We start from the raw sequence: 18088 nt of genomic DNA on the forward strand, positions 1-18088 counted from the left end.
GGTTCGAGCCGTCTTCTGGCATGAAGCGGGCCCTGCCGCGAGTCCTATCCGCGCCGCTTCGCCCGGGCCGGGCTTTATTTTCCCGGCCGGGCGCGTTAACGAGGGTTAAAGCGCCGTCTCCGCGTTCGGAGGCGGCCGACGCGCCTGAACGACCTGAACGGAGGTGGACGTGGCAGATGATCCGCAGGAGAAGGCCAAGCTCGTCGAGGAGATTATCGAGGTCATCGCGGCCGAGGGAATGGTGGACCGCACCAAGGTGACGCCGGACGCGACGATCGAGAGCCTCGATCTCAAATCGGTGGACATCGTCATGATTCTCACCGCCCTCGAGGAAAAGTTCAACGTCTACATCCCGATGGATGGTTCGCTGCAGGACGCCAAGACGGTCGAGGCGCTGATCGGCGCCATCGCCGAATATGTGATGAAAGAGCGAGAGAAGCAGTAAATGGCCGCTTCCGGGGGCGCCGGCGGGCGTCGCGTGGTGATCTCCGGCATGGGGGCGGTCTCGGCGGCCGGCGTCGGCGCAGGAGCCTTGTGGGCGGCGGCGCGGGACGGCGTGTCGCAAATCCGTCCGCTGGTGACGCCGCATCCCTATGACGGGCGGGTGAAGCAGGCTGCGCAAGTGCCCGATTTCGATCCGGCCGCGCATATCGACGCGAAATTCCTGCCCTTCTGCGATCCGTTCACGCAATTCGCCCTGGTCTCGGCCGACGAGGCGGTCGCGCAGGCGGGGCTCGGCCGCGACGATCTCGCCGGCCCGCGCACGGCCGTCATCATCGGCTCCGGCATCGGCGGCATGACGACGATCGACAACGGCCTCTATCGTTATTACACGCAGTCGATCCGGCCGGACATGCTGAGCGTGCCGCGCCTCATTCCGAGCGCCGCGCCGACGACGCTCGGCATGCGCTATTCCTGCAATGGGCCCACCTTCTCGATGGGCAGCGCCTGCTCCTCGGCGAGCCAGGCGGTCGGGCTCGGCGCGCAGATGATCCGCTTCGGCATCGTCGACCGCGCCATCGTCGGCGGCGCCGAGGCCTGCGTCATCAACGGCACCATCCGCGCCTGGGAAGGGCTGCGCGTGTTGACGCCCGATCTCTGCCGGCCGTTCTCGAAGGGGCGCAACGGCATGCATCTCGGCGAGGGCGCCGCGGTGTTCCTGCTGGAGACGTTGGAGGCGGCCGAGCGGCGCGGCCATGCGCCGCTCTGCGAGCTCGCGGGCTATGGCACCACCAGCGACGCCAAGGATTTCGTGCGTCCCGATCTCGACGGCGTCGCCAATTCGATCGTCGCGGCGCTCGACGACGCCGGCCTCGCGCCGGACGATATCGACTATGTGAACGCCCATGGCACGGCGACCCACGCCAATGACATCACCGAGGCGGGGGCGATCGCCCGCGTCTTCGGCGAGCGCGCGGCGCGGCTGCCGGTCTCCTCGACCAAGCCCATTCACGGACATGCGCTCGGCGCGGGCAGCGGGCTCGAGCTCGTCGTGACCATCGCGGCGCTCGAGGAGCAGATCGCGCCGCCGACGATCAATTTCCTCGAATATGATCCGCGCTGCCCGATAGACGCCGTGCCCAATGAGGCGCGGCGAACGCCGATGCGTCACGCCATGACCAATTCCTTCGCGTTCGGCGGCATCAATGTGGTGCTGATCCTGCGCGCGCTCGACGGCGGAGGCGCCCGTGCTCACTGAGCCCGCCGGCGGGGAACTCCGCCTCGGCCCCTTTCGCGTCGTCGCCGACGAGGAGCGGGTCGCGCGCTACCGGCGCGAGACCGGCTTCGCGGAGACTCTCGAGAAGATCGTGCCGGCGGCTTTTCCGGCGGTGTGGATGATGACGCCGGGAATTTCCGCGGCGATCCGCGCCGCGCTCGACGGCGAGAACGCGCTGCCCGTCCACGAGTCGCAGAATTTTCGCTATTTCGCGCCGCTGCGCGTCGGCGAGAGCTATGATCTCACCGTCTCCCTGCGCCGCGAGGCGAGCCCGCCGCGGCTCGCTGTGAACGCCTCGGTCACGACGCCCGGGGGCGAGGCGCGGCTCCATGTCGAGACGCTGCTGCGCATCGTGCCGCGTCCGCTGGGGCTGGAGGGCGCGCCGTGAGCGGCCTGCGCCTGCCCGCCATCGGCGAGCGCCTGCCCGACTGGCGCATCGGCCCGTTCGACGCCGCCGCGCTCGCCGCCTATGCGGAGGTTTCCGGCGACGATAATCCGATCCATCTCGACGAGGGGCTGGCGCTGGCGATCGGCTTTCGCGCGCCGCCGGTTCATGGCATGAAGCTGCTGGCGGCCTTCGAGCCTATGCTGCTCGCATGGCGGCGCGATCTTTTTCTCGCCCGATTGTCCGGTAAGTTCGTGCAGCCGGTGACGCGCGGCGAGGCGGTGACGCTCACCGGCCGCGTGCTGAGGGCGTCCGAGCAGGAGGGGGTCTTCTTGCGGCTTCTGGCCACCGGCGAGACACGCGCGCCGGCGATCGTCGGCGAGGCGCTGATGATCGCGCCGCAGCGCGTGGGCGGACGATGAAGACGCGGCGCATCCTCATCACCGGCGCGTCGAGCGGCATCGGCCGCGCGCTGGCGCAGGCCTATGCGCGGGAGGGGCGCAGCCTCGCGCTCTATGGGCGCGACGCGGAAAGGCTCGAGGAGACGGCCGTGGCCTGCCGCGCCGCCGGCGCCGAGGTCGACACGACCATCGCCGATGTGCGCGACCGCCGCGGCATGGCCGCGCGCATCGCCGAATCGGACGCGCGCGCGCCGCTCGATCTCGTCATCGCCAACGCCGGCGTCTCCACCGGCCTCGCCTCGGGCCAGATCGCCGAGGACCCCGAGGCGGTGCGCGGCCTGTTGGCGATCAACGTCCATGGCGTGTTCAACACGGTGGAGCCGGCCATAGCGGCGATGACGGCGCGGCGGCGGGGCCAGATCGCCGTCGTCGGCTCCATGGCCGGCCTGCGCGGCCTTCCGTATTCTCCGGCCTATTGCGCCAGCAAGGCGGCGGTGCATCTTTATGCCGATTCGCTTCGCGGCGCGCTCGCGCCGCATGGCGTCGGCGTCAGTCTCATTGTTCCGGGTTTCGTGACGACGCCGATGACCGCCAAGCTCGACGCCTGGCAGCCGGGCCGCGTCAGCGACGCGAAGGCCGCGGAGATCATCATCCGTGGACTGGAGCGCCGCGCGGCGGTGATCGCCTTTCCGCTGTTTATTTATTATGCGATGAAACTATTTGCGTGGCTGCCGCCCGGCGTGGTCGATTCGGTGATGCGCCGATTCGACGTGACCGTGCCGCAAACCCTCGAGCGGGAGGAGCCGTGATCGACCAATTCGCATTGCCGCTCGTCATATTCTGCGCGGTCTTCTGGGCGAGTTCCGTCGGTCTGCTGATTCTTTCCGTCTTCGCGGCCATCATCCATCCGAGGGTGGTCGTGCGGCGGGGAACGCGGAAGGACCAGCCGCCCGTCTCCATCGTCCTGCCGGTGAAGACGCTCGACCGCGGTTTCGCCCGGGCGCAGGAATCGGCGCTCGCACAGCTCTATCCGCAATTCGAGGCGATCGCCTCGGCGGCGGAGGCCGCGTCCCCGGCGGTCTCGACCATGCGCGAGATTTTCGCGCGCCATCCGCAGATCGAGACGCGCATTCTGCATTCGACGGCGCGCTTCGCGGCGAGCCCCAAGGTCGATAATCTGTTCCGGCCGTTCAACGACGCCGCGAACGATGTGATCTTGATGAAGGATTCCAACATCGTCCTCGAGCCGGACGATCTCGCCGAGACGATGCGCCATTTGAAAGACGGGATCGGCATGGTCTGTGGGATTCCCTATGCCTCCGCGCCGACCAATTTCGCCGCCCATGTCGAGGCGGCGATCATGAACGGCCCGCATCAGCGTATGCTGTTCGCGGCCTCGGCGGCCGGCCATGGCTTCGGCGTCGGCAAGATCATGCTGTTCCGCCGCAGCGATTTCCTGCGCGCCGGCGGCTTCGCGGCGATCGCCCATACGGTCGGCGAGGACAACGCCACCGCCAAGGCGCTGAGCCGGATCGGCCTCAAGACCGTGTTCTCGCACCGGCTGGTGCGGCAGGAGCTGGGTCTGCGTACTTTCCGCGATCTCTATGAGCGCCAGCTGCGATGGAGCGTCGTGCGCCGCGACGACGAAATATTGTCCTTCCTCGCGGAGCCGTTCTGTCAGGCGCTGCCGTCCTTCGCCGCCTCGCTCGTCGTCGCGCCGCTCGCCGGCCTCTCTCCCCTGTGCGGCCTCTCCGTGACCTTCGGTCTGTGGCTCACGCTCGAGATGCTGCTCTCCATCGTCAAGGGCTGGCCGCTATCCTGGTATGCGCCGGCTGTATTTCTCACTCGCGAGGCGACGATGCTCGCGGTGTGGCTGCACGCCTGGACCGCCACGCGGGTGGTGTGGGCGCAGGCGACGATCGACACGCGCGCCGCGGCCGGCGACACGGTCGCGCCGGCCCCGCTTCCCGTCGCGAAAGAAGAAGGATAGAGCGCTTGATCATCGCACTTCTGCAGTTGCTCGCCGATGGCGTCTGCCTCGCGGCGGCGCTCATTCTGATCCTGATCGGCGCGGGCTTCATCGCGATCATCGCCCGCTTTCTCTTCGATCAGTTGCGCGGCGTGAAGGATCCTGTGGCCGCCGCGCTTCCCGAGGACGAGCTGCCGCATGTGCTGCTGCAGATCCCGGTGTTCAACGAGCCGGCGGTGACCGAGCAGGCGCTGCGCTGCGTCGCTCTGCTCGATTGGCCGCGCGATCGGCTGCACATTCAGCTGCTCGACGATTCGACCGACGAGACGCCGGAGCGCGCCGAGGCGGCAGCGCGCGAATTGCGCGCGCAGGGCGCCGATATTCTGCATGTGCGCCGCGAGGATCGCTCCGGCTTCAAGGCCGGCGCCTGCGCGGCCGGCCTCGCTCTCTATGACGCGCCCTATGTCGCCATGCTCGACGCCGATTTCCGGCCGCCGGCGGACTGGCTGAAGCGCACCGTGCCGCTGCTGGTGAAGGACGACCGCGCCGGCTTCGTCCAGTCGCGCTGCGAATTCTCCAATTTCCGCAAGAATTGGCTGACGCGCGCGCAAGGCCTGGTGCAGGACGGCCACTTCCTGATCGAGCAACGCACGCGCGCGCGCGCCGGCTGGCTGTTTCAGTTCAACGGCACCGGCGGAATCTGGCGCCGCGAGACGATCGAGAAATCGGGCGGCTGGTCCGATTACTCGCTCTGCGAGGATCTCGACCTCACCGTGCGCGCCGCGCTCGGCGGCTGGCATGGCATTTTCGTCACCGAACCGCCGATCCCGGGGCAGGTGCCGGAAGAGCTGCGCGACTTCCGCCGCCAGCAGCGGCGCTGGTCCAACGGCTTCGTGCAGGTGGCGAAGAAGACCGTGCTGCCGCTCTGGCGCGCGCCCTGGACGCTGACGCAGCGCGTCGCGGCGATCGTGCTGATCGTGCATCAGATTTTCTTCCCGACGGCGGCGCTCGGCCTCATCGCGCTGGTGCTCGGCGCGCTGCTGCGCGGCTCGCTGCTGCCCTATCTGCCGATTTTGAAATTCATCGGCGCCGAGACGGCGATCGTCGTCCTCGGCTTCACTCTGCCGCCCTATCTCGCGCTGAAGCGCGGCTCCTTCGTCGATTATGTGAAGACGATGCTGTCGGTGCCGCCCTTGATGATCTATCTCGCCTTCTCCAATGGCGCGAAGATTTTGCAGACGATGCGCGGACGCAAATCCACCTTCAAGCGCACGCCGAAGATCGAGCACGCCCCCGCCGCACCGGCGCAGGTGCGCGAGGCGGAGTGAAGGAAAAGGTGTGAGAGAGCGAGCCTGAAGGCTCGCGGTCCAAGCGCGGGCCCTGGACCGCGAGCCTTCAGGCTCGCTCTCGAGGGTCGTCGATCGCGTCGGTGCGAGCGAGGATTGCTCGCTTTGCTCGCACCGGGAAAGCGGTCGCCGATCAGTCGCGTCGCGCGCGCTCTCGTGGGCGAAGTCCCTTTTTGTAAAGCAAATTCCGGCTGTCGTGCATTTCGCAGACCCTTGATCGGCGCGATGACATCGGTTAACACTACGTAGGTGTTCGCTCGGCGGTTCGCTGCTGCTTTTGGAGACGAGGCGTGCTCGAAAAAATAGGTCTTCCCAACTATCAGACGATTTCCAAAGCCGATCCGATCGTTCTCCGATGCATAGCAGAGTTGAGAGATCGTCTGGCCGACAAGAATGAGTTTGTATTTTATGAAATTGGCGTCGGCATCGGCGCCACCACGCAGGCGGTGGCGAAGCTGATGGACAATTTGGGGCAGATCTATCTGTTCAGCCGCGATAAGGACGTGCAGGAGCTCACCAGAGATCTCGCCGGCCTCGGCTATACGAATGTGAACAGCGACTGGGGGTCGCCGCCCGGCGTGTTCGCGGGATATCACTTTCAGCTGGCGATGGGCTTCGTCGAGAAAAAGCTGCCGATGTTCGACCTGGTTTATGTCGATGGCGGGCATATTTTCCATCTCGACGCCCCGGCCGCCTGCATTCTCAAAGAGCTGTGCAAGCCGGGCGGCTATATGCTCTTCGACGACTGGGGGTGGTCGATGGCGAAGTCGCCGTCACGAAATCCCGATGTTCGTCCGCAGACCCTCAAGGAATATGATCCGCAGCAGATCAAGGTCGCGCATGTAAAGCTGGTCTGCAACGCGATCATGGACCCCGACACGCGGTTTCAATTCCACGGCCTTGAGAGCGGCACTGCGATCTATCAGCGAAAAGCTTAAGGCCTGTTTGTGGTCCCGCGAGGAAGCGTGCTTAAGAGCTGGAGTCGCTGGCTTCATCTGCTCTTTTGATGAATTCCTTGTTTACGGGACATTTCGTGTCGAGGGAAGAAGTTCGTGCCTTTCGCGCTTCGCTCGCTGCTCGAATGAATCAGGCGAGAGATGCGGCGAGAATGTAACGGTTGCGATGAAATCGTCGCAGCTGAGGTCGTCTTCACGTCCGGGACGGCTTCAATCACAAGCTAGACTTGCGCGCATGGTCGATACGGCTGTGCAATATAGATTTCTTGCCGAGATTGTCGGGCGAGCGCGTAGCCCCATGATATGTAGCTCGTTGATAAGCTCTGGCACCTTTGAGTTTGGCTAGAGGAGATGATGCCATGACTACGATGGACACCACTGTCTACGACCCAACCAACAAGCATGCGGATGCTTTTAATAGCGCCAATCATGTCTATCTCGCCAGTCATACGGGAGCATATGCGCATCCTGTAGCCGACCGCCTCAATCAAGAAGTGTGGGTTACTGACTATTGGGACCCATCGTACGGGTCGGACTGGCGAATCCCAATTCAACGAGCTATTCAAGCAGGAGGACTCGTGCGGTTTCCTCCTGGTGAGTTTTATGTTTCTAGAGATTCAAATGCTATTGGCGTGCAGCTCGTCAGCAATACATTTCTAGTCGGAGCAGGTCAAGGAGTAACTGTTATCAAAGCCTTGGATGGTACGGGAAATATCCATCTCGTCTCGACGATTGGCACGGGCAACACCAATATCGGTATTTTTAATCTAACGTTGGATCATAATGGGACGGCTATCGGCGCGACTACCGGATGCCACGCGGTTCGTATCAATGAGGTTGATGGTTTTTACATGCGAGGGGTCGCGGTAAAGAATAGCGACCAACACGGTATAGTAACCGAGGTCGATTCATCATCGCACACAGTTTTGGATCGTGTTAACAAGAATATATTTATCAGTGATGTTTATCTTGAGAATATAGGTGTAAGCGGGCGTGGCGGCGGCGATGGTCTGCGGCTGTTCTATGGCGCGAAGGATGTGGTTGTAAATAATGTCATTGGATACGGAATTGAATATCACGGCATTCACGTCGCCTATGGTGCCGCGACGGTCAATAATGTGATCTTATACAATGTTGGAAATGTTGCAATATCGCCCCAAAGCGATGGTGTCGTTATGTCTAACATCCATGTCGAATGGGAGAGTGATCATCTGATATGTGACCTCTTAGCCAATCGACCGACTGCCGGCACTTTCGGGCGCCATTTCTACGCGTCTGATACGGGGGATTGGTTTTATGACAATGGGGTGCAATGGATGTCCGCGCAGAGTGACCCTTCGGGTCTTTGGGCTATCACGCGGAGCGGCACTCCTCTCTTTCCCGCAGGAGGAAAGTCACATTATTCAAATGTCAAGATCGTAATGAATATAACTGAAAATACGTCTTTCAACAATTGGGCGAGTTCAGATGGCTTTCGATTGGACACAGATTACAACAGCGCCGACAATATATATGTTTCTGGAAAGTTTCGCTTTGGCGCTTACATTACTGGTGATAATAATAATGTATCAAAAATCACAATTGATGGCTGTCGTGAAGATGGTATACGAATATCCGGTGGCGCAAATAATATTCTGGATAACTGGCGGGTTGTTACGGCTAATCTCGCTAATAATAGCAGCAGGGCCGTTAGGCTATCTAGCTGTTTAAATAATAAGATTATAAACGGATATTCGCTCGATAGTCGCACGACCATAGCAATTTCGGAGGAGGGGACCACCAACCTTTCCATTATCACTGGGAACGACGTGAGGCCTGCTAGCTCGACGAAGATATCGCCTATCGGAGTGGACAGCGTCGTTCGCGGGAACCTCGGCTACAAGACTGAGGCTAAGGGAACAGCGACTATTCCCAGCGGGAGCACGTCTGTCAGCGTGACACACGGGCTCAACCGGACACCTAGTAATGGTAGCATTATCGTGACGCCAACAAACAATCCGACCACTAATCCAGGATATTTCTGGGTGTCTGGAACTACCTCAACCGTATTTGTCATTAATTGCCAAAACAACCCTGGCTCGTCGGGAGCTAGTTTTTCATGGAATGCAGAAGTTCTCTAGAACGCTCCCTCTAATACCAATCCTCACTGATTAAAACCCATGCGCCCAGCCGCGTAGCCCGATGGACATGATGCGCCACGGCTGCTCGATGAGCTTGTTCCAGGCGGCGCAACAATGATCGACGATATCGTCATAGGATTTGAAGACGCGGTTGGACAGCCAGTTCTCGCGCAAAAACTGCCAGACGTTTTCGGCGGGATTCAGCTCTGGACATTTCGCCGGCAAGGGAACGAGCGTGATGTTGGAAGGAACGACCAGCTTGTCGGTCATGTGCCAGCCGGCGCGGTCGACGATGAGAGCGGCGTGGGCGCCTGGCGCGACAGCTTTGCTGATTTCGACGAGGAGCAGATTCATCGCATAGGTGTTGCAGGCGGGGAGAACCAGCGCCGCGCCCTTGCCGTCCTTTGGACAGATAGCGCCGAATATGTAGGTCGAGGCGGTCCGCTGATCGTGGGGCGCGCTCGGCCGCGATCCGCGTTTCGCCCATCGGCGCGTGATCTTGTTTTTCTGGCCGACGCGCGCCTCGTCCTCGAACCAGATTTCTATTTTGTCGGAGGCGACGCGCTTTTCGTGCGCGATTTCCTCCAGACGAGCTGGGAAACTTTTTTAAAATCCTCGATAGCGCCTTCGGCCTGCGCGTGATGACGCGGCCGCGCCGACAGCTTGCGATAGCCCATTTTGCGCAGCTCGCGGCTCATGGTCTGTTCCGAGACGACGACGCGAAGCTCCTCGAATGTCCACTGGCACAGATCGACGATCCGCCAGCGCACGACGCCATGAATGGCAGGCGTCGGCCCCTCTTCGATGAGCGCCGCCAGCGCGGCGCGATGCGCGTCGTCGAGCCGCGAGGGTTGTCCGGGCGCCTTGCGGTCGACGAGCCCGTCGGGCCCCTCGGCGTTGAAACGCAGCACCCAGTCGCGAACGACCTGGAGTGTGACGCCGCCGATCTTCGCCGCCTCGCTGCGCGCGCCGCCATCATAGATCGACGCCAGGGCGAGGAGACGGCGCGCTTGCGGCCCGTCCTTCGAACGCTTCGCTATCGCCCGCAGGGAGCGCGCGTCGTAATCGCCTCGAAGCCCAATCGCCGCCGCCATCGCGAACCTCCGTGTGTTCGCCATGTCGAATCAAATTTCAGCCGATTCGGGAATCCCTCACGTGAGTCGGCCTCTCGGAGGGTTGGTATAAACGGAGGTGGGCAACCGAGCGATCAGAATTTGCTTGGGACAAAGGGGCTGATTCGGTTTCCGATCCATTTGGATCGGAAACTGCCCCAATGGGGTGTTTCACCCGAATTGCAGGCCGACGCCCCTCCCTCATTTCGCGTTTCTTCGCGGGTGGGAGCGGGCGTTTTCGCTTCCAGTCACCGCCCGCCGTCACCCGTGGCCGGCGGTCGAGGAGAGGCGGCCGAGGTCGATGCCGATCAGCCGCAGCGCGCGCGCATATTTGGACTCGAGATCGCTGTCGAATACGATCGAGGGATCGGCGGGGCAGTGCAGCCAGCCATTGTGCTGGATCTCGTTCTCGAGCTGTCCCGAGTCCCAGCCGGCGAAGCCGAGCGCCAGCAGCGCCTGCCGCGGCCCCTCGCCCTGGGCGATGGCGCGCAGAATATCGACCGTCGCCGTCAGCGACACCGTGTCGTCGATCGGCAGGGTCGAGTTGTCGATATAGAAATCGGCCGAATGCAGCACGAAGCCGCGGTCGGTCTGCACCGGCCCGCCCTGCAGCACCTGAATCGCCTCGGCGCCCTCCGGCAGCTCGATGCGCTCCTGCGGCTTGATGATCTGCAGCTGCACCAGAAGATCGGGGAAATTGCGCACCTGCGAGGGCTGATTGACGACGAGCCCCATCGCTCCGTCTTCGGAATGGGCGCAGAGATAGATCACCGAGCGGGCGAAGCGCTGATCGCTCATGCCGGGCATGGCGACGAGCAGCTGACCGTCGAGATAGCGGCGGCCCGAGGTTTTCGTCCCATTCCCCCAAGGCCGGGAAGGCTCGGATGCGCCGATGATCGGCTCGCCGCGCTTGGCGCGGGAAACCGGCTGCTTATGGCCTTGTTTCTTCCCGATCGGGCTCATAGCATCCGATATTACGCCTCGGGCGCCCCCTTAACAAGCGGCGTTCGACGCGCGAAAAAGCGGCGCTGGGCATTACGGACATCTCTCATGACCAAAAGACGAATCGCCGAGCTGGCGGCCTGCGCGCTGCTCGCGTTGCCTCTTCTTTGCGCCGCGAGGGCGGAGCCTTTCGCTTCGGAGCCGGCGCGCGCGACGCGCTCGACCGCGCGCCTCATCGCCAATTCGGCGCCGGGCGCCGGCGGCGTCTATCACGCCGGCGTCGAGATCGCGCTCGATCCCAAGACCATCACCTATTGGCGCCAGCCGGGCGATTCCGGCGCGCCGCCTGTGTTCGATTTTTCGGGCTCGGAAAATCTGGCCTCGGCCGAGCCGCTCTATCCGGTCCCCAAACATCTCGATGAAGCGGGAATGATCGTCGCCGGCTATGACGAGAGCGTTGTCTTTCCCCTGCGCGTCACGCCTGCGGACGCCGGCAAGCCGGTCGTCTTGAGGCTGGCGCTGGATTACGCCGCCTGCGGCGATATGTGCCTGCCGGCCAAGGCGAAATTGTCGCTGGCGCTGCCGATGAGCGGCGCCTCGCCCTATGCGGAGCGGCTCGCGGGCGCCGAGGCGCGGGTTCCCGAACGCGTGGGCGAAGCGCAGGCGCGCGCCCTGGTCGCGGTCGCGAAGAACGCCGATGGGTGGACGCTGCGGTTTCTCGGCAAGGGAAAGGCCGAGGACGTCTTCGTCGAGGCGCCGGAACCTTACATCATCGACGTACTGCGCGACGAGGCGGGCGGCTTTTCGTTGAAGCTCGGCGCCGGCGAGCGCGACCGACCGATCGGCGCGCGTGCGACGATTCGTCTGGAGAAGGGCGGGGTGGAGCTGCCGTTGCGGCTGGAGTAGGGGAAATAAAACCGGCGCGGCCGCCGCGGCCGCGCCCGGAGTGGAGAAGAAGAGTCCTACCCCAAGCGAAATGGGCGCCGGTCAGCCGCCCGACAAGGGGTCGCGGGCGGCGGACCGGCGATTTCGCTGGAACGGAGCCATCCCCTTGCGCGCCAGCGCGTCGGCGCGCTCGTTCATCTCGTCGCCGGCATGGCCGCGCACCCAGTGCCAGGCGACGTCATGGCGCTCCTGCGCCGCGTCGAGCCGTCGCCACAGCTCGGCGTTCTTCACCGGCTTGCGGTCGGCTGTCTTCCAGCCGCGCGCCTTCCAGCCGTGAATCCAGGAGGAGACGCCGTCGCGCACATATTGCGAGTCGGTGTAGAGATCGATGGGGCAGGGCCGCGTCAGCGCCTCCAGCGCCATGATCGCCGCGGTCAGCTCCATGCGATTATTGGTGGTCGCCTCCTCGCCGCCGCAGAGCTCCTTCTCGCGGTCGCCGAAGCGCAGAATCGCGCCCCAGCCGCCGGGGCCGGGATTGCCCGAGCAGGCGCCGTCGGTCCAGATGGCGACGCGGCCGCTCATGCGAGGCCATAGTCGCGCGCGGCGCCGATGCCGCGGTGGAAGCGCAACCGCGCCAGATATTCGCGCGGGTCCTTGGGCCGCACCAAGGCGCCGGCCGGCACATCGAGCGAATCGACGAAGCGCGTCAGCAGGAAGCGCATCGCCGCGCCGCGGGCGAGCAGCGGAAACGCCTCGATCTCGGCGGCGGTCAGCGGCCGCAGGCTCTGATAGGCGCCCAGCATCGCCGCGCCCTTGGCGGCGTCGAAATTGCCCGCCGCGTCGAAGCACCAGGCGTTGAGGCAGACGGCGAGGTCATAGGCGAGCGCGTCGGTGCAGGCGAAATAAAAATCGATGAGGCCGGAAATCTGATCCCCGAGGAAGAACACATTGTCGGGAAAGAGATCGGCGTGGATGACGCCCTCGGGGAGATCCCGCGGCCAGCCGCGCTCCAGGACGTCGAGCTCCGCAGCGACGATGTCGCCGAGGTCGGGAGCCACCTCGCCAGCGCGGGCGGCGCAGGGCGCATAGAGCGGCCGCCACGCCGCGACCGACAGCGAATTGGGGCGGCGCATCGAAAAATCGGCGCCGGCGAGATGCAGCCGCGCCAGCGCCGCTCCGAGCTGCGCGCAATGGGCCGCCTCGGGGTGATGGATGGAATAGCCGTCGAGAAAAGTGACGATGACGGCGGGCCGTCCCGCGAGCCGGCCGAGCGCCCTGCCGGCGCGGTCGCGCACCGGCTGGGGGCAAGTCACTCCTCGCGCGGAAAGATGTTCCATCAGGCCGAGGAAAAACGGCAGATCGGCCTCGGCCACGCGCTTCTCATAGAGCGTGAGGATGAAGCTGCCGGCGCTGACATGCAGGTAGAAGTTCGAATTCTCGACGCCCTCGGCGATGCCCTTGCAGGAGAGCAGGGCGCCGAGGTCATAGGCGCGCAGAAATCCGATCAGCTCTTCGTCGTCGACATCCGTATAGACGGCCATGATCTTCGCAATTTCGAGAGAGACGGCGCGCGCATCACGCGTGCGCGCGCAATTCCTTGGGCAGCGGGAAGGAGACGTCCTCGTCGGCCGCCGAGACGGTCTCGACGCTGATCTCATAGCGTTCGGCGAATGCGTCCATGATCTCCTCGACCAGCACCTCGGGCGCCGAGGCGCCGGCGGTGATGCCGAGCGTGGCGATGGAGCCGAACAGGTTCCAGTCGATCTCGGCGCGGCCCTGCAGCAGCCGCGCCGGGGCGCCGGCGCGCTCGGCGACCTCGCGCAGGCGCTGGGAATTGGAGGAATTGGGCGAGCCGACGACGATCACCGCGTCGACATGCGGCGCCACCTGCTTGACCGCCGCCTGGCGATTGGTGGTGGCGTAGCAGATGTCCTCCTTGTGCGGCCCGACGATCTGCGGGAAGCGGCGGGTCAGCGCCCCGACGATCTCCTGCGAGTCGTCGATCGACAGCGTGGTCTGCGTGACATAGGCGAGATTGGCGCCGTCGGCGAAGTCGAGCTCCGCGATCGCGCCGACCGATTCGACCAGCACCACCGCGCCCGGCGGCAATTGCCCCATGGTGCCGACCACTTCCGGATGACCGGCGTGGCCGACGAGCAGCACGGTGCGCCCGCGCTTCCAGTGGATTTCCGCCTCGCGATGCACTTTGGTGACCAACGGGCAGGTGGCGTCTATGGCGAGCAGGCTGCGCTCCTCGGCCGCCGCGGAGACGGATTTGGCGACGCCATGGGCCGAGAAGATCACCGGCGCCTGCGTGTCCGGCACCTCCTCGAGCTCCTCGACGAAGATCGCGCCCTTGGCCTTCAGCGCCTCGACCACATAGCGATTATGGACGATCTCGTGGCGCACATAGACGGGCGGACCGAATTTGGCGAGGGCGCGCTCGACCGCGTCGATGGCGCGCACGACCCCGGCGCAGAAGCCGCGCGGCGAGCACAGCAGAATCTTCAGCGGCGGCTTCGGCGGGCGGGGCTCGAACGTCATGGCTTCACGCCTCTCCTTCAAAGGGGCTGCGGGCCTTCGCGCCGCTGAGTTGTAATGTCTCGCGCAGGGAAAGGCGTCAAGCGGCTGGCCGGGTGGCGAGCCGGGAGCAAGACGTGCGCAGCCCGCCCGCGGTCTGGCGCCGCTGGCGGGTCTGTGACGGGTGAAGCCCGGGCCCGGCGAGCGCCGGCGATCCCGGCAGGCTCGCCACGCGGCGGTCTTCAGAAAGAAAATCGCAAGGTTCCTCCGATCAATCGCGGGAAGCGGTAGAAATTCACGGTCGCCGGGGCCGTGGCCGTGCCCGGATCGATCGCCGTCGCCCCCGTGTTCACGATCGGAATTTGATTGGTCAGATTCTTCACCCAGGCGTTGAGGCTGACGCTCTCGTCTTCCGTTTTGACGCCCAATCCGAGGTTGGCGATGGCGTAGGCCGGCTGCCAATAGGTGTAGACCGCGTCCGGATTGGTAACCTGCGTCTTGTCCTGCCAGGCCACATTCACATAGGCGACGCCGACCAGCGGCCGCGTCCACCACTCGCCCCCGCCCTGGGCCTCGTCGAAGAGACGTCCGAGCTTGGTCTCGTAATTGGCGCCGACGTTGAACTGGAAGGTCGGCACCGCGTTGAACCGCGTATTGCTGCGGCTGACCTTCACCGGCGCCCGGAGGCCGGCGAACGGACCCGTCGTCGCAATAGTGGTCCAGGTCCAGGAGGCGTCGACCGGCGCGTCGTCGAAATCGATCCAGCGCGCCTCGACCACGGCGCCGGAATAATTGAACCAGAAGCCCTCGAAGGCGTTCCAGCGGCCGTCGAACTCGAAGCCGCGCAGGCGCGCATGGGGAGCGACGCCGAGATAGGTCTGCCGCAACGGCACGCCATTGCCGTCGAGGATCGACGCGTCGACGAAATTGGTCTGGAAATTATAGATGTCGTTCCAGTAGAAATTGCCGTTGAGGACGAGCCGACCCTCGTTCCAGACAGTCTTGACGCCGACCTCATAGTCCCAGGACACCTCAGGCTTGGTGACGATCGGCTGGAATTTCTGGAACACGTCGCCGACGAAGATCGCCTGGGCGGCCGTGTTGACCGCGCCGGCCTTCTCGCCGCGGCCGACGAGACCGTACGCCATCACATTCTCGGTGACCTTGTATTGCGGATTGAAGAGGCCCGTGAGCGCATTGAGCGTCGATTTTTGCCCGCCGGTGTCGAAGAAGCGCTGCCCTCCGCCGGCGACGATGGCGGCCTGCTGCTGCTCGAGCGCGCCGTTGCCGGGGACGAGGGTGATCCAGCTGAAATCGGAGCCGGACCGCACCTCCCAGCTGTCGCGCAGCCCGAGCGTCACGCTCAGCTGATCGTCGAGATGATAAGTGCCGTTGCCATAAGCCGCGAGTTGCAGATCGCGGGCCTTGCCGTCGCGATTGCTGGCCATGCCGCGCAACAAATGGGTGTTGCCGAACCAGGCGGCGGCGTCGCCGCCGAAGATGGTGTTGTTGCGGTTCCAGACATAATCATAGAAACCGAAGAAGCCGACCTGCCATTCGAGCGGCTGGTCGCGCGGCGACGTCAGCCGGAATTCCTGCGAGAACTGATCGACATAAGTGTCGGTGGCGCCCTTGCTGATCTCGGTCAGATTATTGCCCTGCTGATTGCGCGGCAGCAGCCGGAAGTTGCCGTAGGCGCTGATCGAGGTGAAGACATTTTCGCCGATGTTCACGTTCAGCTCGTTCGACACCATGTGCAGGCGTTGGTCGAGCGTGCCCTGATCGGTGTTGGCGGGGCTGTAGGGATCGAGAGTGAGCAATGACCGGCCGAGCCGCGACGCGACATTCTGCGCGTAGGTGCTGCCCGGGCGCGTTCCATTCCAATACGTCTGAAACGTGTCGGCGTAAGGGCCGCTCGCATTATTATTATATTCATGAGATTGTGAAATATTAAAGATGAGGCGATCAGTGAAGTTATCACCAACATAGAGTAGCTGTCCACGTACACCCCATCGATTATTATTCAGCAACGTCGCTCCGGAAACCTTATCGGTGATCCAGCCGTCGCCGTGATCGTAATAGGCGGCAATGCGGTAGGCCAGCCTGTCGTCGATGATCGGCCCAGTCGTGTTCACCTGCTGGAGCACATGGGAATAGCTGCCGAATTGCGTCTCAAACGTCGTTTTGCGCTCGAACGAAGGCAATTGCGTGCGGATGACGAAGCTTCCGACCGTCGTATTCTTGCCGCCAGCCGTTCCCTGTGGTCCGAGGGCGACCTCCGCCGAGTCGATATCGATGAAATTTGCCCATTGGAAGCCGACATGCTTCCAAAACACATTGTCGATCATGAATCCCGTGTCGAATTCCGCGCCGTCGCCAGTTCCAGCGCCAGCGCTGACTCCGCGAATGGCGGGGCGCGCCGTTCTCGGATTGCCCGAGCCGGGATTATAGTTGGGAATTTTTTGGGCGAAGTCCTCGAGGCGATACAATTGCTCGCGCTGCGCTGTCTTCGGGTCGACGACGACGATGGGGCGCGGGATTTTCTGCACCTGGGTCTTTCGTTTCGACAATTCTCCAGGTTTATTTTTGTCGCTGCTGGTGACGATGACGTCCTGCACAGCGGCGTCCTCGGCGCGCGCCGCGCCAAGGACCGAGATCGACGCGACCATACTCAAAAACGCGCCACCACGAAGAGAAATCGAACGTGCTACGACGAGGACCATCACACTCACTCCAAATAAAATACTTTCATACTAGAAAAGTATGATTTAAGCGCGAGCGCAAGCGCAATTTGCAGATCCCGGCAAAAAAATGACGGAGGACGCCAGTCCGAGCGCACGCCGGGCTCGACCTCGCGACCGATCCGCACTCGCCCGACTTCCCGAAATCCATTAATGAAGGTTCGTTGGTGATGACGACCGGCCGCTCCCGGGGTCTCACGGCCCTAGGACTCGCGGCCTCGCAAGGGGACGGGAGGGGCATATGTCGAATTTGGGCGATATAGTGAAAGCCGCCCATGGCGGCCAGTTCGTCAACGAACTTTCCGAGCGGCGCGGACTGGCGCCCTGGCAGACCGAGGCCGCGGTAGAAGCGCTGTCGCCAGCGCTGGCCACCGCTCTCGCTCATGCATGCCGATCGCCCGACGCCCTTCGTTCCGTCATCGCCGCTATCGGCGAGCCGCGGCACAAAACCTCCTTCGAGAGCGTGGAAAGCGCGCATTCGGACGAGGGCGTTGCGGCTGGAGACACGATCGTCGTCCATTTGTTCGGCTCGGCGGCCGCGGCCGGCGAGGTCTCACAATTCGCCGCGCGCGGCTGCGGCCTGCGCGCCGATGTGCTGCAGAGCCTGCTGCCGGTCTTCGCCTCGATCGTCGCGGGCGGGCTCTCGTCGACCTTGGCGGAGCGCGGCCTCGATGTGGCGCTGGCGCCGACGGAGCCGCCCGGCGACTCCGCGCCGGTGGAACCCGCGCCCGCCGAGCCCGCGCCTGTCGCCGCCCGGCCGACCGGGGGCGGCGTCATCGGCTTCCTCGCGTCGCTGTTCGGTCTGCGCGCGCCGCCGCCGGTCGCCGAGCCCGCGCAGCCGGCTCCCGCGCCGGTCGGGGCCGTGGGCGGGGAGGACGAGGTTCTGGTCCGGATTCGGCGGATCGTCGCGACCGACGCGCCCATGGCCGGCGACCGCAAGGCCGATCTCGACGAGCTGCTCGGCCGGATTTTCGGCCCCGAGCGCTGACGTGCG

At 64.0% G+C, this 18088-nt stretch carries 17 protein-coding genes; 11 read left to right on the forward strand and 6 right to left on the reverse strand.

Going from position 1 to position 18088, the window contains the following annotated elements; translation table 11 throughout:
* Positions 1–169 precede the first annotated feature (169 nt).
* The 9 genes from CQW49_RS17510 to CQW49_RS17550 all read left to right on the forward strand — a co-directional run bounded on the left by CQW49_RS17510 (position 170) and on the right by CQW49_RS17550 (position 8894).
* A complete protein-coding gene (locus CQW49_RS17510) occupies positions 170–445 on the forward strand; it encodes an acyl carrier protein (RefSeq protein WP_003608361.1) in 276 nt (91 codons plus the stop codon).
* On the forward strand, positions 446–1699 hold the full coding sequence (locus CQW49_RS17515; RefSeq protein ID WP_003608359.1) for a beta-ketoacyl-[acyl-carrier-protein] synthase family protein: 1254 nt from the start codon (positions 446–448) through the stop codon (positions 1697–1699). It begins immediately after the preceding gene.
* Positions 1689–2105 (forward strand): hypothetical protein, encoded by a 417-nt coding sequence (locus CQW49_RS17520; protein WP_003608357.1) that lies wholly within the window; start codon positions 1689–1691, stop codon positions 2103–2105. The genes CQW49_RS17515 and CQW49_RS17520 overlap by 11 nt, the downstream gene beginning before the upstream one ends.
* Complete coding sequence (locus tag CQW49_RS17525; protein WP_003608355.1) at positions 2102–2524, forward strand: MaoC family dehydratase; 423 nt, start codon at positions 2102–2104, stop codon at positions 2522–2524. The genes CQW49_RS17520 and CQW49_RS17525 overlap by 4 nt, the downstream gene beginning before the upstream one ends.
* Positions 2521–3312, forward strand: a complete 792-nt coding sequence (locus tag CQW49_RS17530) for an SDR family NAD(P)-dependent oxidoreductase (protein WP_003608352.1) — start codon at positions 2521–2523, stop codon at positions 3310–3312. The genes CQW49_RS17525 and CQW49_RS17530 overlap by 4 nt, the downstream gene beginning before the upstream one ends.
* Positions 3309–4493, forward strand: a complete 1185-nt coding sequence (locus CQW49_RS17535) for a glycosyltransferase (RefSeq protein ID WP_003608350.1) — start codon at positions 3309–3311, stop codon at positions 4491–4493. Before CQW49_RS17530 ends, CQW49_RS17535 begins: the two co-directional genes overlap by 4 nt.
* 5 nt (positions 4494–4498) lie before the next feature.
* The gene (locus CQW49_RS17540; protein ID WP_003608349.1) at positions 4499–5800 is read left to right on the forward strand and encodes a glycosyltransferase family 2 protein; all 1302 of its coding nucleotides are present in this window, start codon (positions 4499–4501) and stop codon (positions 5798–5800) included.
* A gap of 308 nt (positions 5801–6108) precedes the next feature.
* Positions 6109–6756, forward strand: coding sequence for a class I SAM-dependent methyltransferase (locus CQW49_RS17545; protein ID WP_003608347.1), 648 nt, complete (start codon positions 6109–6111; stop codon positions 6754–6756).
* A gap of 377 nt (positions 6757–7133) precedes the next feature.
* Positions 7134–8894, forward strand: a complete 1761-nt coding sequence (locus CQW49_RS17550; protein WP_003608344.1) for a pectate lyase family protein — start codon at positions 7134–7136, stop codon at positions 8892–8894.
* A 30-nt stretch (positions 8895–8924) separates the two neighbouring features.
* Here CQW49_RS17550 and CQW49_RS17555 read toward each other — a convergent pair.
* Both CQW49_RS17555 and CQW49_RS17560 read right to left on the reverse strand, forming a co-directional pair.
* A protein-coding gene (locus CQW49_RS17555; protein WP_099831820.1) for an IS630 family transposase occupies positions 8925–9988 on the reverse strand; the annotation gives its coding sequence in 2 pieces (ribosomal slippage) (positions 8925–9496 and positions 9496–9988; 1065 coding nt in all).
* A 279-nt stretch (positions 9989–10267) separates the two neighbouring features.
* The gene (locus CQW49_RS17560) at positions 10268–10969 is read right to left on the reverse strand and encodes a YqgE/AlgH family protein (protein ID WP_003608335.1); all 702 of its coding nucleotides are present in this window, start codon (positions 10967–10969) and stop codon (positions 10268–10270) included.
* Between the two features lie 87 nt (positions 10970–11056).
* Here CQW49_RS17560 and CQW49_RS17565 point away from each other — a divergent pair, with 87 nt between their 5' ends.
* Positions 11057–11854, forward strand: a complete 798-nt coding sequence (locus tag CQW49_RS17565) for a protein-disulfide reductase DsbD domain-containing protein (RefSeq protein ID WP_003608334.1) — start codon at positions 11057–11059, stop codon at positions 11852–11854.
* A gap of 81 nt (positions 11855–11935) precedes the next feature.
* On the opposite strand, the gene rnhA is transcribed toward CQW49_RS17565, so the two are convergent.
* The 4 genes from rnhA to CQW49_RS17585 all read right to left on the reverse strand — a co-directional run bounded on the left by rnhA (position 11936) and on the right by CQW49_RS17585 (position 17022).
* On the reverse strand, positions 11936–12415 hold the full coding sequence (gene rnhA / locus CQW49_RS17570) for a ribonuclease HI (protein WP_003608332.1): 480 nt from the start codon (positions 12413–12415) through the stop codon (positions 11936–11938).
* The gene (gene thrB, locus CQW49_RS17575) at positions 12412–13374 is read right to left on the reverse strand and encodes a homoserine kinase (RefSeq protein ID WP_003608330.1); all 963 of its coding nucleotides are present in this window, start codon (positions 13372–13374) and stop codon (positions 12412–12414) included. The genes rnhA and thrB overlap by 4 nt, the downstream gene beginning before the upstream one ends.
* A 34-nt stretch (positions 13375–13408) precedes the next feature.
* Entirely contained in the window at positions 13409–14377 is a 969-nt protein-coding gene (ispH, locus tag CQW49_RS17580; RefSeq protein WP_003608328.1) for a 4-hydroxy-3-methylbut-2-enyl diphosphate reductase, read from the reverse strand.
* A gap of 218 nt (positions 14378–14595) precedes the next feature.
* Positions 14596–17022 carry a TonB-dependent receptor gene (locus CQW49_RS17585; RefSeq protein ID WP_065083589.1) on the reverse strand — a complete coding sequence of 809 codons (2427 nt, stop codon included), beginning with the start codon at positions 17020–17022 and terminating at the stop codon, positions 14596–14598.
* Positions 17023–17335: 313 nt separating this feature from the next.
* On the opposite strand from CQW49_RS17585, the gene CQW49_RS17590 reads away from it, so the two are divergent.
* Positions 17336–18082, forward strand: coding sequence for a DUF937 domain-containing protein (locus tag CQW49_RS17590; protein WP_003608324.1), 747 nt, complete (start codon positions 17336–17338; stop codon positions 18080–18082).
* The last annotated feature ends 6 nt before the right edge of the window (positions 18083–18088 follow it).

The sequence above is a fragment of the Methylosinus trichosporium OB3b genome (assembly GCF_002752655.1).
Taxonomy (GTDB): domain Bacteria; phylum Pseudomonadota; class Alphaproteobacteria; order Rhizobiales; family Beijerinckiaceae; genus Methylosinus; species Methylosinus trichosporium.